Origin of the sequence: Roseococcus sp. SYP-B2431 (genome assembly GCF_004336745.1) — a bacterium.
Lineage (GTDB): Bacteria > Pseudomonadota > Alphaproteobacteria > Acetobacterales > Acetobacteraceae > Roseococcus.
This window is the reverse complement of the sequence record NZ_SJXD01000011.1, coordinates 1,038,203-1,054,389: the sequence shown is the minus strand read 5'-3', so window position 1 is coordinate 1,054,389 and position 16,187 is coordinate 1,038,203. Positions and strand designations below refer to the sequence as shown.

Here is a 16,187-nt window from a genome sequence, read left to right as displayed (position 1 = left end):
GTCGCCGTCAGGCCGGAACTCACGGCCCTGGAGGGGACGGGCGGGCTGGTCGCGACCGGCCTCGGCAAGCGCTACAAGAAGCGGCCCGTGGTGCGGAACGTCTCGCTCTCGCTGAAGCGGGGCGAGGCGGTCGGGCTGCTCGGGCCCAACGGCGCCGGCAAGACGACGACCTTCTACATGATCACCGGCCTCGTGCAGCCCGACGAGGGGCAGGTGATGATGGACGGCTCCGACGTCACGCGCCTGCCCATGTACCGGCGCGCGCGGCTCGGCCTCGGCTACCTGCCGCAGGAGGCCTCGATCTTCCGGGGCCTGACGGTGGAGGACAATATCCGCGCGGCGCTCGAGGTCGTGGAGCCCAAGCGCGACCGGCGCGAGCAGATGCTGGACAGCCTGCTGGCCGAGTTCGGCATCGCCCATCTGCGCCGCGCCCCTGCTCTGGCGCTCTCGGGCGGCGAGCGGCGGCGCTGCGAGATCGCGCGCGCCCTGGCGACGCACCCCTCCTACATCCTGCTCGACGAGCCGCTGGCCGGCATCGACCCCATCGCCGTCTCCGAGATCCGCGACCTGGTGAAGCACCTGAAGGACCGCGGCATCGGCGTGCTCATCACCGACCACAACGTCCGCGAGACGCTGGAGATCATCGACCGCGCCTACATCATGCATGACGGTCAGGTGCTGATGGAGGGGCTGCCGCACGAGATCGTGGCGCATGAGGGCGTGCGCCGCGTCTATCTCGGCGAGAAGTTCAGCCTTTGACGGCAGCGATGTGCGAAGCGGCGAAACCCTTCGTTCATCCCTTCCCATGAAGATGGCCGCCTAGCATGGCCATGGGTCCTCGCCTCGACCTGCGGCAGTCGCAATCGCTGGTGATGACGCCGCAGCTGCGGCAGGCGATCAAGCTGCTGCAGTCCTCCAACATGGAGGTGCTCGCCTTCGTGGAGGAGGAGCTGGAGCGCAACCCGCTGCTGGAGCGCGACGAGACCCGCACGGTCGCCGCCGAGCCCGTCGCGCCAGCCCAGGATGCCGCCACGGCGGCGACGGCGGAGACGCTGGCGATCGGCGAGGCCTCTGCGCTGGACGCCGACTATTCCAACGTCATGGACGAGGGCGAGGCCTATACGCCCAGCATGGGCGCCGGCGGCCGCGCCGATTTCAGCGACGACCTCGGCGGCATCGACGAGATGGCGGGGCAGGGGCCCACACTGCGCGAGCGGCTGGCCGAGCAGATCCGGCTGAACTTCGACGACGGGCGCGACCGGCTGATCGGCTCGGCGCTGCTGGCCATGCTGGAGCCCTCGGGGCGGCTCACGCTCGACGCCGCGGCGCTGGCGGGGCGGCTGGGCTGCGAGGTCGCCGTGGTGGAGCGGGTCCGCCGCGCCATGCAGCGCTTCGAGCCGACGGGCATGTTCTGCGCCGACCTGCGCGAATGCCTGGCCGTCCAGCTCCAGGAGGCCGGGCGATGCGACCCCTATATGGAGCGGCTGCTCGACAACCTGCCGATGCTGGCGCGGCGCGACCATCGAGGTCTGCTGGAGGTCTGCGGGGTCGACATGGACGACCTCATCGAGATGATCGCCGAGCTGAAGCGCCTCGATCCCAAGCCAGGCGCGGGCGGGGACGACCCGCCGCTCACCGCCGTGCAGCCCGACGTGCTCATGCGCGCCGCGCCGGACGGCAACTGGGTGCTGGAGCTGAACCCGGACACGCTGCCGCGCGTGCTGGTCAATCGCGGCTTCGCGGCGCGCGCCGTCGTCAGCCTGCGCGACCGCGAGCAGAAGAGCTTCCTCGCCGAGCAGCTGCAGAGCGCCAACTGGCTCGTGAAGAGCCTGGAGCAGCGGGCCAACACCATCCTGAAGGTCGCCTCCGAGATCGTGCGCCGGCAGGACGGCTTCTTCCGCCACGGCGTGGCGTTCCTCCGGCCCCTCATCCTGCGCGACGTGGCCGAGACCGTGGAGATGCACGAGAGCACGGTGAGCCGCGTGACCGCGAACAAGTACATGGCGACGCCGCGGGGCATGCTCGAGCTGAAATATTTCTTCACCACCGCCATCCAGGGCACTGCCGGCGGCGAGAGCGTCAGCGCCGAGGCCGTGCGCCACCGCATCCGCGGCATGGTCCATGCCGAGACGGCGGAGACCGTGCTCTCGGACGATGCGATCGTGTCGCGGCTGCGCGAAGAAGGAGTGGACATCGCCCGGCGGACGGTGGCCAAATACCGGGAAGCGATGCGCATCCCAAGCTCGGTGCAGCGCAAGCGCGACAAGGCCGTCACGGCCTGAAGGGCATCTCCCCTGCGGCCGGATGGCGGCTGGACAGAGGGAAGCCATTTCCGGATGTCGGGGCTTTCAGGTTTTTTCGGACAGGGCAGGAAGCCGATCGCGTTGGTTCAGGTTGAACCGACGGGTCGGCCGATTCCGCTCTCGCGGGACCTCCCTGCCGCCTCGGCCCTCCGTCAGGAAGGCGGCTTCTCGAAAGGGAAAGACCAGATGCAAATCACTGTCGCCGGCAAGCAACTCGCCACCAGCGATGCCCTGCGCTCCCATGTCGAAACCGGCCTCGGCACCATCACCGGGAAGTATTTCGACCATGCGCTCGAGGCGCGGGTCACCTTCCGGAAGGACGCCAAGGGCAGCAACGGGGGACATTTTGCCTGCGACATCAACCTCCACGCCGGGCGCGGCCTGATGATGCGCGGCGAGGGGCATGGGCCGGACGCGATGCGGGCCTTCGACATCGCGGCAGAGCATGTGGGCAAGCGGCTCAGGCGCTACCGCCGAAGGGTGAACGAGCACGCCCGCAGCCAGGCGGGCGTGCGCGACGGCGCCGAGGTTCTGCGCGAATACGTGCTGCCGATGGAGGACAGCGCGGAGGAGGAGGCGCCCGAGATGGACGGCGCCGAGCATCCGGCCGTGGTGGCGGAGCCGCTGGGCGAGCTGCACCAGCTGACCGTGAGCGAGGCGACCATGCGGCTGGACCTGGCGGGAAGCCCGGTGATCGTGTTCCGCAACAGCGCGAGCGGCGTGATCAACGTGGTGTATCGCCGGCAGGACGGCCATATCGGCTGGATCGATCCGGCCTCGGCGTGACCTGAGGGGGCGATACCTCCCCGGATTTCGGCCCTTGCAGGGCCCGCCGAAGGGGACGGACAGGGAGGGGCGGCGACCCCCCCCGCTAATGGGCGAAGATGTCCGGATCCTCGTAGCCGAGCAGGTCCAGCTCGCCCCGCGCGGGGAGGAAGCGGAAGCAGGCCTCCGCCAGCTCCAGCCGCCCTTCGCGCTTCAGCAGGGCCTCCAGCCGCGCCCAGAGCGCGTGCAGGTGCAGCACGTCGCTGGCGGCATAGGCGCATTGTTCCGGCGTGAGGTCCGGCGCGCCCCAGTCGCTGGTCTGCTGCTGCTTGCTGATCTCGACGCCGAGCAGGTCGCGGCAGAGATCCTTCAGCCCATGCCGGTCGGTGTAGGTCCGCACCAGCTTCGAGGCGATCTTCGTGCAGCGGACGGGTGCCACCGTCGCGCCGATTCCCTGGTGGAGCGCCGCCACGTCGAATCGGGCGAAGTGAAAGAGCTTCGCCACCCCCGGATCCTCCATCAGCGCCTTGAGGTTCGGCGAGGGTCCGCTGCCCGGCACGATCTGCACGAGATGCGCCACGCCGTCGCCCGAGGAGATCTGGACCAGGCAGAGCCGGTCGCGCCGCGGATCGAGGCCCATGGTCTCGGTGTCGACGGCGATGACGGGGCCGAAGCTCAGCTCCGGCGGCAGGTCCTGGACATGCAGATGGATCGCACCGGCGGGGGTGAAGAGCGTCTTCGCCATGTCGGGCGCCTCGGTGCGGGAAAGAGTGGTGCCCAGGAGAGGACTCGAACCTCCACGACCTTGCGGTCACTGGCACCTGAAGCCAGCGCGTCTACCATTCCACCACCTGGGCAATTCGTAGGGGCGAAGTGAGCGGCGGAATAGACGCGGCGGCGCGGGCCGTCAACAGGGGGGACGCCAGCTTTCGCACGGGCGCTTGGCGCGGCCGGGCCGCCCTCGTATGTCACTTCACGGACGGAGGGTCTTTTCGATGCGCAAGGTGGCGACGGTGTTCGGCGGCGACGGCTTCATCGGCCGCCAGGTGGTGCAGCGCCTGGCGCGCGAGGACTACGTCGTGCGCGTCGCGACGCGCGACCCGATGGGCGCGCAGGGCATGCACACCATGGGCCGGGTCGGGCAGATCGCGGGCCTCGTCGCCGACGTGACCGACGAGGCGGCCGTCGTCCGCGCGGTCGAGGGCGCCGCGGTGGTGGTGAACTGCGTGGGCATCCTGCACGGCAACTTCACCGTGGTGCAGGCCGAGGGGCCCGGACGAATCGGGCGGATCGCCGCCGCGGCGGGCGTGGAGCGGGTGGTGCATATCTCCGCGATCGGCGCCGATGCCTCGAGTCCCAGCGCCTATGCGCGCAGCAAGGCGGAGGGCGAGGCGGCGCTGCTGGCCGCCTTCCCGAAGGCCACGATCCTGCGCCCCTCCATCGTCTTCGGCGAGAACGACCGCTTCTTCAACCGCTTCGCCCAGATGGCGATGGTGCTGCCCTTTATGCCGGTCATCCATGGCGGGACGAAGTTCCAGCCGGTCCATGTCGGCGACGTGGCGCAGGCCGTGATGGCCGCGCTGGCGGAGCCTGCGACGGAGGGGCGGATCTACGAGCTCGGCGGCCCCAGGGTCTGGACCTTCCGGGAGCTCATGGCCTTCGTCGTGAAGGAGACGGGGCGCAACCGGCGGCTGGTCAATATTCCCGCGGGGCTGGCGGCCTTCCAGGCGCGCCTCGGCGAGCTGCTGCCCGACCCGCCGCTCACGCGCGACCAGCTTATGCTGCTGCAGAAGGACAATGTGGTGGCCTCCGGCGCGCTGACGCTGGGGGACCTCGGCGTCACGCCCTCCGCGGTCGAGGCGCTGGTGCCTCCCTACCTGTCGCGCTTCCAGGTCGGCGGGGCGCGCCGCGTGCGTCCCGCAATGTGAAAGTCCTAAATCGGACCTTTCTGCCTGAGACCTTTGGCCGCGAGCTAGGGATAGTCAGCCGACCGAAGGGTAATAGGACAGAAAAGCTGCCATTGTTTTCGTTTTCCCTCTGGCGCGCGGGGAAAACGTCCTGTAATTGCACCGCAGCGGCGCCTCGCGGAGGCGATCGACCTGTCGAGGTGCCCCCATGGCTGAGCGCATGTTGCAATTCGTCCGACTCCAGCAGCAGACGCCGGACAAGCGCGCCGCCTCGATGCGCCGCGAGGATTTCAACGAAATCTACGAGAAGTTCGATCCAGGCCGGGCCTCGGCGCAGGCCAGCCGCTGCAGCCAGTGCGGGGTTCCCTTCTGCCAGGTGCACTGCCCGCTCAACAACAACATCCCCGACTGGCTGAAGCTCACCGCCGAGGGCCGGCTGGAGGAGGCCTACGAGGTCGCGGCGGCCACCAACACCTTCCCCGAGATCTGCGGCCGCGTCTGCCCGCAGGACCGGCTCTGCGAGGGCAACTGCGTCATCGAGAAGGGCTTCGAGAGCGTCACCATCGGCTCCGTGGAGCGCTACATCGTCGACACCGCCTGGGAGCAGGGCTGGGTGAAGCCGCCGACCCCGACGCGCGAGCGCCCCGAGAGCGTCGGCATCATCGGCGCCGGCCCGGCCGGCCTTGCGGCGGCGGAGCGGCTGCGGCTCCGCGGATTCCAGGTCCATGTCTACGACCGTTACGACCGCGTCGGCGGGCTGATGATCTACGGCATCCCCAACTTTAAGCTGGAGAAGGAGATCGTCCTTCGCCGCTGGGAGCAATATGCGGCGGGCGGCATCCAGTTCCACCTGAACGTGGCCGTCGGCCGCGACGTGACGCTGGCCGAGCTGCGCGCGCGGCACGACGCCGTCTTCGTGGCCACGGGAGTCTACAAGGCCCGCGACATCGACCTGCCGGGCGCCGGCCTCGGCGGCGTGGTGCCCGCACTGGACTACCTGACGGCCTCCAACCGCACGAATCTGGGCGACGCCGTGCCGGAGTTCGAATCCGGCACGCTCAATGCCGCGGATCGCGACGTGGTGGTGATCGGCGGGGGCGACACGGCCATGGACTGCGTGCGCACCGCCGTCCGCCAGGGCGCCAGGTCCGTCACCTGCATGTACCGGCGCGACCGGGCGAATATGCCCGGCTCCATGCGCGAGGTGTACAATGCCGAGGAGGAGGGGGTGCGCTTCCTCTGGCTCTCCGCGCCCGAGGCCTTCCTGGGCGGCCAGGACGTCACCGGCGTGCGCGCGGTGAAGATGCATCTCGGCCTGCCGGACGCCACCGGCCGCCAGCAGGTCGCGCCCATCGAGGGCAGCCATTTCGTCGAGCCCGCGAGCCTCGTCATCAAGGCGCTGGGCTTCGACCCCGAGGACCTGCCGCTGGCCTTCGACGAGCCGGCGCTGCCGGTCTCGCGCTGGGGGACGCTGAAGGTGCACCACCGCACCTTCATGACGGACCTGCCCGGCGTCTTCGCCGGCGGCGACATCGTGCGCGGCGCCTCGCTCGTCGTCTGGGGCATCCGGGACGGGCGCGACGCGGCGGAGCAGATCGAGGCCTATATCAAGGCCAAGGCCGAAATTCCCCAGGCGGCGGAGTGACGAAGATGACCGAGACCGGAACCCAGTTCGTCGAAGCCTACGAAGCCAACAAGGCCCTGCTGGACGGCGCCGGCATCGACACGACCGAGCACGACGCCTGCGGCGTCGGCCTCGTCGCGGCGCTCGACGGCAAGCCCTCGCGCGCCGTGGTCGAAGCGGGCATCGACGCGCTCAAGGCGGTCTGGCACCGCGGCGCCGTGGATGCCGACGGCAAGACCGGCGACGGCGCGGGCATCAACCTCGAGATCCCGCAGGAGTTCTTCGCCCAGGCCGTGCGCGACGGCGGCGACAAGCTGCGGCCCGGCCGCATCGCGGTCGGCCAGGTCTTCCTGCCCAAGACGGATTTCGGCGCGCAGGAGCGTTGCCGCCAGATCGTCGAGACCGAGATCCTGGCCAGCGGCTACGGCATCTACGGCTGGCGCCAGGTGCCGATCGACGTGTCGGTCATCGGCGAGAAGGCCAATGCCACGCGCCCCGAGATCGAGCAGATCCTCATCTACGATCCCGAGCAGCGCGACGCCGCGACCATGGAGCGCGACCTCTACGTCATCCGCCGGCGGATCGAGAAGGAAGCCATCGCCGCGCAGATTCCCGAGCTGTACCTCTGCTCGCTGTCCTCGCGGAACATCGTCTACAAGGGCATGTTCCTCGCCGAGGCGCTGACCGAGTTCTATCCCGACCTGCTGGACGAGCGCTTCGTCTCGCGCTTCGCCATCTTCCACCAGCGCTACAGCACCAACACCTTCCCGACCTGGCGCCTGGCGCAGCCCTTCCGCATGATCGCGCATAACGGCGAGATCAACACGCTCTCGGGCAACATCAACTGGATGAAGGCGCACGAGACGCGCCTGTCGCATCCGCTGCTCGATGCGCAGCTGGACGACATCAAGCCCGTCATCCAGGCCGGCGGCAGCGACACGGCGAGCCTCGACAACGTCTTCGAGCTGCTGGTCCGCGGCGGGCGCGACGCGCCCATGGCCAAGGCCATGCTCATCCCCGAATCGCTGGGCAGCAACGCGACGATGCCCGCGGCCCATCACGACCTCTTCCTCTATTGCAACGCGGTGATGGAGCCCTGGGACGGTCCGGCGGGGCTTTGCGCCACCGACGGCCGCTGGGTGGTCGCGGGCCTGGACCGCAACGGCCTGCGCCCGCTGCGTTACACCGTGACGCGGGCAGGCCTGCTCTTCGTGGGTTCCGAGACCGGCATGGTGAAAATCGCGGAGGACGCGATCTCCGCTAAGGGCCGAGTGGGCCCCGGCCAGTGCATCGGCGTGGACCTCGACGAGGGCCGCCTCTACCTCGACGACGAGCTCAAGGACATGCTGTCCGCCCGCAAGCCTTTCGACGACTGGGTGCGCCGCACGACGCGCATCGACGACATCGTGAAGTCGCGCGCCGTCGCGCAGGAGCCGCTGACGGGCGAGAGGTTGCGCCGCGCGCAGCTCGCCATGGGCTACACGCTGGAGGAGCTGGAGACCATCCTTCACCCGATGGTGGAGGAGGCCCAGGAGGCGGTCGGCAGCATGGGGGACGACACGCCGCTCGCCGTGCTCTCCACCCAGTACCGCGCCCTTCACCACTATTTCCGCCAGAGCTTCAGCCAGGTGACGAACCCGCCGATCGACAGCCTGCGCGAGACGCGGGTGATGTCGCTCAAGACGCGGCTCGGCAACCTCGGGAACATCCTCGACGAGGATCCGACCCAGTGCGACATGCTGATGCTGGACAGCCCCGTGCTCTCCAGCGCGGAATTCGCGGCGATGCGCGACTACATGGGCGCTAGCGTCTGCGAGGTGGATTGCACCTTCGACGCGGCCGAGGGCGAGGCAGGCCTTCGCACGGCCCTGGCCCGCATCCGCCGCGAGGCCGAGGACGGCGTGCGCAGCGGCTGCCAGCACGTCATCCTGACGGATGAATCGCTGGATCGCGACCGCTGCGACATTCCCATGATCCTGGCCGTCGCCGCGGTGCACACGCATCTGGTGAAGACCTCGCTGCGCACCTTCACCAGCCTGAACGTGCGCTGCGCCGAATGCCTCGACGTGCACTACTTCGCCGTGCTGATCGGCGCGGGAGCGACCTCGATCAACGCCTATCTGGCGGAGGACTCCATCGCCGACCGCCATCGCCGTGGCCTGTTCGGCCAGATGACGCTCGCCGAGGCCATCGGCCGCTACAAGAAGGCCGTCGACAAGGGCCTTCTGAAGGTAATGTCCAAGATGGGCATCTCGGTGATCTCCTCCTATCGCGGCGGCATGAACTTCGAGGCGATCGGGCTTTCCCGCGCGCTCGTGGCCGAGTTCTTCCCCGGCGTGGCCTCGCGCATCTCGGGCATCGGCCTTGCGGGCCTCTCGCGGCGCGTGCTGGCGCTGCATTCGCGCGCCTTCAACACCGATGTCATGACGCTGCCCATCGGCGGCCTCTACAAGCTGCGCCAGCGGGGCGAGGCGCATGCCTTCGGCGGCACGCTGATCCACACGCTGCAGAAGGCGGTGGACACCGACAGCTACCAGACCTTCAAGCGCTACAGCGAGGCCGTGCGCAAGCAGCCGCCCGTCGCGCTGCGCGACCTGCTCGACTTTCGCATGGACCATGTGAAGCCGGTGGCGCTCGAGGAGGTCGAGAGCATCACCGAGATCCGCAAGCGCCTGCTGGCGCCCGGCATCTCGCTCGGCGCCCTCAGCCCGGAGGCGCATGAGACGCTCTCCATCGCGATGAACCGCATCGGCGCGCGCAGCGACAGCGGCGAGGGCGGCGAGGATCCCGCGCGCGCCAAGCCGCGGCTGAACGGCGACAACGCCAATTCGGCCATCAAGCAGATCGCCTCGGGCCGCTTCGGCGTTACCGCCGAGTATCTGAACAACTGCCGCGAGATCGAGATCAAGGTGGCCCAGGGCGCCAAGCCCGGCGAGGGCGGGCAGCTGCCCGGCTTCAAGGTCACGGGGCTGATCGCGAAGCTGCGGCACTCCACGCCCGGCGTGATGCTGATCTCGCCGCCGCCGCACCACGACATCTACTCGATCGAGGACCTGGCGCAGCTCATCTACGACCTGAAGCAGATCAACCCGGACGCCTCGGTCTGCGTGAAGCTGGTCGCGCGCTCGGGCATCGGCACGATCGCCGCCGGCGTCGCCAAGGCCAAGGCCGATGCGATCCTGGTCTCGGGCCATTCGGGCGGGACGGGCGCCTCGCCGGTGAGCTCGATCAAGTATGTCGGCCTGCCCTGGGAAATGGGGCTGACCGAGACGCACCAGGTCCTGCTGCTCAACCGCCTGCGGCACCGCGTGAAGCTGCGCACCGATGGCGGCCTCAAGACCGGGCGCGACATCGTGATCGCGGCCATGCTCGGCGCCGAGGAATTCGGCATCGGCACCACCTCGCTGGTGGCCATGGGCTGCATCATGGTCCGCCAATGCCACAGCAACACCTGCCCCGTGGGCGTCTGCACGCAGGACGAGGCACTCCGGGAAAAATTCACCGGCTCGCCGGAGAAGGTCATCACCCTCTTCAGCTTCGTGGCCGAGGAAGTGCGTGAGATCCTGGCCTCGCTGGGCTTCCGCAAGATCGAGGAGATCATCGGCCGGACCGACCTGCTGAAGCAGGTCAGCCGCGGCGCGGACGACCTCGACGACCTCGACCTCAACCCGCTGCTGGTGAAGGCCGATGCCGGCCCGCACAAGCCCTATTGCACCATCGAGGGCCGCAACGAGGTGCCGGAGACGCTGGATGCGGACATGATCCGCGATGCGGCGCCGCTTTTCGACCGGGGCGAGAAGATCCAGCTCGCCTACAACATCCGCAACACCCACCGCGCGATCGGCACCAAGGTCTCGTCGAAGATCGTGCGGCAGTACGGGATGAGCGGGCTGCAGGACGGGCACCTGACCGTCCGGCTGCGCGGCAGCGCGGGCCAGTCGCTCGGCGCCTTCGGGGTGAAGGGGCTGAAGCTCGAGGTCTATGGCGACAGCAACGACTATGTGGGGAAGGGGCTCTCGGGCGCCACCATCGTGGTGCGGCCGGCACCGTCCTCGGGGCTGGTCTGGAACGAGAACTCCATCATCGGCAACACCTGCCTCTACGGCGCGACGGCCGGCGCGCTCTTCGCGGCGGGCCGGGCAGGGGAGCGCTTCGCGGTGCGCAACTCGGGCGCCATCACGGTCGTCGAGGGTGTGGGCACCAATGCCTGCGAGTACATGACCGGCGGCACGGTGGTGATCCTGGGCGAGGTCGGCGACAATTTCGGTGCCGGCTTCACGGGCGGCGCGGCCTTCGTCCACGACCCGAACAAGACATTCGAATGCCGGATCAATCCCGAATCGCTGCAGTGGCAGCGGCTGGGCTCGGCCTTCTGGGAGGGCGAGTTGAAGCGGCTGCTGGAGCGGCATGTCGCGGAGACGGCGAGCCGCCATGCCGCGCGCATCCTGAACGACTGGGACACGGAGCGGGACGCCTTCTGGCACGTGGTGCCGAAGGAATACGCGAGATACCTGGAGCGGCCGATGACGGAGATCGCGGTGGCCGCGGAGTAGTCGGCGGGGGGCGGGCCTTCGCGCCGGCGCCGCGCCGGGGCACCATGACACCCTCATCGCGGAGCGGGTCATGGAGCACCTCCCTGGCGTCTACCTCTACACGCCTCCGGAGGGCCAGGCCGCGCCCTCCGTCTTCGACGTGCCGCGCAGCGGGCGCGAGTATCCCCCGGGCTTCCACAGCATTGCGCCCTTCGCCGACGTGCATTTCCTCGTCTCGCATTATGTCGAGGAGCTCTGGGCGCTGGCGCCGAGATCCGGCAGCGGGCTGCTCTACGCGACCTTCGTGAACAACTGGATCGACGCCAACCGCAGCGAGCACGACATCGATCCCGAGCTGCTGCGCGAGCCCTGGCCCGGCGCCGATCCCTCGGAGAAGACGCGGAGCATCGGCATGGGGCTGATCCATAGCCGGGCGCGCGGCCACCGCCTCTATCCCGAGGGCCTGACGGTGACTGAGGTGCGCCACCGCATCGAGCATTACTGGCGGCCCTATCACAACAGGCTCGCGGCCCTGATCGCCGAGCGGCGCGCCGCGGCGGGCGTCGCCTTCCATCTGAGCTGTCATTGCATGACCTCGATCGGGCCGGCCCATGCGCAGGACGAGGGCCGGCGGCGTAAGGACTTCTGCCTGAGCGACCGGCACGGGACCACGAGCTCGCGCGAGTTCATCGCGATGATCGCGGAATGCCTGAGGAAGCGCGGCTACAGCGTGACCTTCAACGATCCCTTCGTCGGCGCCGAATCGGTGCGGCTGCACGGCGATCCGGCGAAGGGTGTCCACAGCGTCCAGATCGAGACGATCAAGGACATCTTCATGGACGACCACACTTTCGTGAAGCGGCCGGATTTCGACCGTATCCAGCAGGATCTTGGCGGCGTCGCGGCGGAGATCGCCGCCTATGCGCGGAGCCAAGCGGCGGCCTGACGGCCCTTCGTCACGCGGCCGGCTTCGCCGTCAGGCAGACCAGGCCGAAGCCCACGAGCTGCGCCGCCATGACGCAGAAGGCCACCTCATATCCGCCGCCCCAGCTCACCAGCATCATGAAGACCAGGGGACCGCAGACCGAGGCCGCGAAGCCGAAGAGGCTGGAGGCCGATGTCACGCTGCTGACGAGCGGCGTGGGCGCGACCCGGGCCAGCTCGGCCATATGCACCCCGTTCCATCCGATGGCCGTGAAGCCCACCACGGCGGCGCAGCCGTAGAGCATCCAGGGGGCCTCGGCCGTCACCAGCAGGCAGACGGCGGCCGCCGAGACAATGGCCTGCACGCCCAGGTGGCGCAGGGCGCGGCCCATGCGGTCCGACACCCAGCCGATGACGACCCGGCCCAGCATGCTGGCGCCCTGCATCAGGGCGACGACCTGGCCGGCCTCCGCCAGGGAGGCGCCGTGGCGGGTATAGACATAGGTCGCGGTGAAGGCGTTCAGGCAGGCCTGCATCAGCGAGAACGACGCCCCCACCGCGGTGAGCATGGGCAGGGAGGGATGGGCGCGCAGCGAGCTGACGCAGCGGATCATGGCCGCGGGCTGGACCAGGGCGCGCGCCCAGCCCGGCTCGCCCGGCCCTCGGGCTCCGTCGAGCGTGCGGCGGAAGGGCTGGACGGCCAGGCAGCATGCCAGGAGAACCAAGACGATCACGCCCAGCGTCGCGGCGAGGCCGCAGGCGAGGATCAGGAACGGGACGGCCAGCCCGGCCAGGGCGCCGCCGAGCGGCACGCCGGCCTGCTTGATCGAGAAGATGAGCGTCCGATGCGCCGGCGGGGCCGAGCGGATGAGGATCTGGCTGCCGGCGGGGGTATTCGGCCCGTTCCCGAAGCCGATGGCCAGGGCGCCCAGAAGGCCGAGCAGGCCCAGCGGCTGGGATAGCACGAAGAGGCCGAGGGCCATGCAGGCCATCCCCAGCTGGAGCGTGCGGATCGGTCCATGATGGTTGAGCATCGGGCCGCCGCAGGCCAGGAACCAGCAGATGCCGGCCGAGGAGATGGCGGAGACCAGGCCGATCTTCTCCGGTGCGAGGCCCGCCTGGGCCATCAGGAGCGGGCCCATGAGCGGCACGGCGATGCTGGCGAAGGCGCAGACGGTCTGAACGAGCAGGGTTCCAGCGAGCGCGCTGGCCCAGAGAGGCACCTTCAATTCGCTTCCGCCCTATCTGCCCGGCATGATCGGATCGCGGGCGTCAGCGACCCATGCACCGGACAGGCCCTGGCGGCAAGCCGGGCCGCAGCGCCGCGCGGCGGTCAGGCCCCGTCCTGGCCCGAGAGCAGATCGGCCACCCAGCGGCTGCCCTCGAAGTGGCGGCAGACTGTCACCGCCGCGATCAGCACCGGCACCCCGATAAAGGCCCCGGGCACCCCCCAGAGGAAGGCGCCGAAGAACACCGAGAGCAGCACCATGAAGGGCGAGACCGCCAGCCGCCTCCCCGCCAGCAAGGGCTCGATATAGCTGCCCGAGACCGACTGGATGACGTTCAGGCAGAGGAAGACCACCACCGCCGCCTCCCAGGATTCGAATTGAAGGATGGCGAAGATCGTCGGGAAGAGCGTTGCGATCAGCGGCCCGATGAAGGGGATGTAGTTCAACACGAAGGCAATCGCGCCCCATTCCGCCGCGAGCTCGAGTCCCATCAGCCTCGCGAAGCCCCAAACGGCGAGGCCCGTCACCGCGCTCATCAACGTGCGCACCGCCATGTAGCTGCGGAATTTCCCCGCTGTCTCGATCGCGGCCTGCCGCAGCCGCGGCGCGACGTCCCCCGGCCTGCGCGCGAGCTGGCGGTCCACCGCCGTCACCTCCAGCAGCCCCAGCACCAGGAAGACGACGGTCACGATGGAGAAGGCCAGGATGCCGTGCAGCCGCCCCGTCACCTCCTGGGCGATCACCACGAGCCAGCGCGAGCTGAAGCCGTCCGACAACAGCGCCGCGACGGCGATGCCGCGCTCCTCGAACCAGAGGATCTTGCGGGCATAGAGGAGCTGGATCTGGGCGGAATTGCCGATCACCCAGCTTCCCACGCTGCCGAAGGCCCAGGCGATGAGCAGCGCCAGCGTCACGACGGTCACGAGCGCGGCCAGCATGGCGGCCAGCATGGCGAGGCCGGCCGGCACGAAGCGGGCCAGCCGCCGCTGCACCGGCCAGACCAGCGCCATGAGGAACACCGCGAAGGCGACGGGCGCGAAGATGGACTGCGCGAGGTGCAGGGCCGCCGCCAACAGGATGGCCGCGCAGAGACCGATCATCATGCGAAGGCGTGTCCTACCGTCCGGCAGGGCGGAAGCTCGCACGCCGGCTCCCGCCGGGGCAACGGCGGCCCGGCGAGTTTGGGACGCAAGGCGTACCCCTGGGACGCGATGCCGGTACGCCGGGCCGGCCGGGGCCTTAGGGTCGGTCGATGGCCCAGCCGCGCCGGCGGCACGGCCGCAGGCGGCGTCCATCGTCCCGGAGGGGCGAGACGGCGCGTGCCGGCCTGCGCGGCTTCCCGGCAAGCTCCGGCATGGTCATGGTGAGTGGCGGGGTGTCGCGGGCCGCGCGGCGGCCGGATGGAACATGAGCCGCGGAATGCCGGGTCGGAGAAGGTGATGGGACGCTGGACCTTGAAGTGGACGAAGCGGCTCGCGCTGCTCGCCGTCGGCGCCTTCTGCGCCTTCCTGGTAATCCGCGCGGTGGACAGCCAGCGCGGCCCGCCGCTGGAGCTCTGGCACAGCTTCGTGCCGCAGGACCTGCACGCCGAGCGCATCGACCAGTTGGACTGGTCCGGCTATCTTGCGGCCGAGGAGCGGCTCTTCGCGGAGCTTCGCCGCGAGGTCACCGACCAGCTGGAGCCCGACCGGCAGACGCCCGACAATCGCTACTTCGCCGGCAGTCCCATCTATCCCGGCGGCTTCGCGCAGGACTGGAACCGTTCCTACCTGCTCGAGCCCGAAGGGCCGGCGCGCGGCGCCGTCGTCCTGCTGCACGGGCTGACGGACGCGCCCTACAGCCTGCGCCACATCGCGCGCCGCTACCGGGACGACGGCTTCGTGGCCATCGGCATCCGCGTCCCCGCCCATGGCACGGTTCCCGCCGCCCTGACCGACACCGTCTGGGAAGACTGGGCGGCGGCCACGCGGCTGGCCATGCGCGAGGCCCGGCGCCGGGCGGGGCCGGACGGGCCCATCCACATGGTGGGCTTCTCCAATGGCGGCGCGCTGGCGATGAAGCAGGCGCTGGACGCCATCGAGGATCCGCGCGTGGTGCGGCCCGACCGGCTGGTGCTGATCTCGCCCATGATCGGCATCACCGCCTTCGCCCGCTTCGCTGGCCTGGCCGGGCTGCCGGCCATGCTGCCGTCCTTCGCCAAGGCCGCCTGGCTGAGCCGCATCCCGGAGTTCAACCCCTTCAAGTACAACTCCTTCCCGGTGAACGGCGCGCGCCAGTCGCACCGCCTGACCCAGGTGCTGCAGCAGCAGATACGCACGCTCTCCCGCGCCGGCCGGCTGGAGCAGCTGCCGCCCATCCTGACCTTCCAGTCGGTGATGGACTTCACCGTCAGCACGCGGGCGGTGATCTCCGCGCTCTACGAGTTCCTGCCGGCCAATGGCAGCGAACTCGTGCTCTTCGACCGCAACCGCAACACCAAGCTCGGCCCGCTGCTGCGCCCGGCCTTCGACGCGGTGCTGGCGCGCATGGTGCCGGCCGCCCCGCGCCGCTGGCGCCTGACCTTCATCACCAATGCCGGCGAGAACGAGGCGGAGATGGTGGAGCGGGCGGTCGAGGCGGGGACGACGGAGGAGCAGGAGCGGCGCATCGGCCTCCTCTATCCGCGCGACGTCTATTCGCTCTCCCATGTCGCGCTGCCCTTCCCGCCGGATGATTCGCTCTACGGCAACCAGCCCGGCCCCGAGCCGGAATTCGGCGTCAGCCTCGGCGCCATGGCGGCGCGGGGCGAGGTGGGGGTGCTGATCCTGGCGCTGGACTCGCTGATCCGCATCTCCTGGAACCCCTTCTACGACTATCTCCTCGCCCGGATCGGGGAGGCGATTCCCCCGCGCTGAGGAGTTTGG

Annotated in this window: 11 protein-coding genes and 1 tRNA gene; 8 read left to right on the top strand and 4 right to left on the bottom strand. The window is 69.6% G+C overall.

The genetic code is table 11. The features are described from left to right. Positions 1-27 precede the first annotated feature (27 nt). The 3 genes from lptB (at position 28) to hpf (ending at position 3,089) form a co-directional block, all read left to right on the top strand. Positions 28-759, top strand: coding sequence for an LPS export ABC transporter ATP-binding protein (gene lptB, locus EJV46_RS06305; protein ID WP_131548057.1), 732 nt, complete (start codon positions 28-30; stop codon positions 757-759). A 65-nt stretch (positions 760-824) separates the two neighbouring features. Further along, on the top strand, positions 825-2,282 hold the full coding sequence (gene rpoN, locus EJV46_RS06300; protein ID WP_131547705.1) for an RNA polymerase factor sigma-54: 1,458 nt from the start codon (positions 825-827) through the stop codon (positions 2,280-2,282). 207 nt (positions 2,283-2,489) lie between these two features. Continuing rightward, positions 2,490-3,089, top strand: a complete 600-nt coding sequence (gene hpf, locus EJV46_RS06295; protein ID WP_131547704.1) for a ribosome hibernation-promoting factor, HPF/YfiA family — start codon at positions 2,490-2,492, stop codon at positions 3,087-3,089. 85 nt (positions 3,090-3,174) lie between these two features. Here the strand turns inward: hpf and EJV46_RS06290 are convergent, their stop codons facing one another. Together EJV46_RS06290 and EJV46_RS06285 are read right to left on the bottom strand one after the other, a co-directional pair. Beyond that, on the bottom strand, positions 3,175-3,813 hold the full coding sequence (locus EJV46_RS06290) for a ribonuclease D (protein WP_131547703.1): 639 nt from the start codon (positions 3,811-3,813) through the stop codon (positions 3,175-3,177). A gap of 26 nt (positions 3,814-3,839) precedes the next feature. After that, positions 3,840-3,925, bottom strand: a tRNA-Leu gene (locus tag EJV46_RS06285). A 138-nt stretch (positions 3,926-4,063) separates the two neighbouring features. Here EJV46_RS06285 and EJV46_RS06280 point away from each other — a divergent pair. From EJV46_RS06280 to EJV46_RS06265, 4 genes are all read left to right on the top strand, one after another. Further along, positions 4,064-4,996: a complex I NDUFA9 subunit family protein gene (locus tag EJV46_RS06280; protein WP_240782421.1), complete on the top strand. Its 933-nt coding sequence runs from the start codon at positions 4,064-4,066 to the stop codon at positions 4,994-4,996. 187 nt (positions 4,997-5,183) lie between these two features. Then, positions 5,184-6,620, top strand: a complete 1,437-nt coding sequence (locus EJV46_RS06275; RefSeq protein ID WP_131547701.1) for an NAD(P)-dependent oxidoreductase — start codon at positions 5,184-5,186, stop codon at positions 6,618-6,620. A 5-nt stretch (positions 6,621-6,625) separates the two neighbouring features. Then, entirely contained in the window at positions 6,626-11,152 is a 4,527-nt protein-coding gene (gltB, locus tag EJV46_RS06270; protein ID WP_131547700.1) for a glutamate synthase large subunit, read from the top strand. 70 nt (positions 11,153-11,222) lie between these two features. Continuing rightward, positions 11,223-12,077, top strand: a complete 855-nt coding sequence (locus EJV46_RS06265; RefSeq protein WP_131547699.1) for an N-formylglutamate amidohydrolase — start codon at positions 11,223-11,225, stop codon at positions 12,075-12,077. Between the two features lie 10 nt (positions 12,078-12,087). Here EJV46_RS06265 and EJV46_RS06260 read toward each other — a convergent pair whose 3' ends face one another. Together EJV46_RS06260 and EJV46_RS06255 are read right to left on the bottom strand one after the other, a co-directional pair. Continuing rightward, on the bottom strand, positions 12,088-13,278 hold the full coding sequence (locus EJV46_RS06260) for an MFS transporter (RefSeq protein ID WP_131547698.1): 1,191 nt from the start codon (positions 13,276-13,278) through the stop codon (positions 12,088-12,090). A gap of 110 nt (positions 13,279-13,388) precedes the next feature. Further along, complete coding sequence (locus EJV46_RS06255) at positions 13,389-14,387, bottom strand: AI-2E family transporter (protein ID WP_206020716.1); 999 nt, start codon at positions 14,385-14,387, stop codon at positions 13,389-13,391. 336 nt (positions 14,388-14,723) lie between these two features. On the opposite strand from EJV46_RS06255, the gene EJV46_RS06250 reads away from it, so the two are divergent. Beyond that, positions 14,724-16,178: a carboxylesterase gene (locus EJV46_RS06250; protein ID WP_131547697.1), complete on the top strand. Its 1,455-nt coding sequence runs from the start codon at positions 14,724-14,726 to the stop codon at positions 16,176-16,178. Positions 16,179-16,187 lie beyond the last annotated feature (9 nt).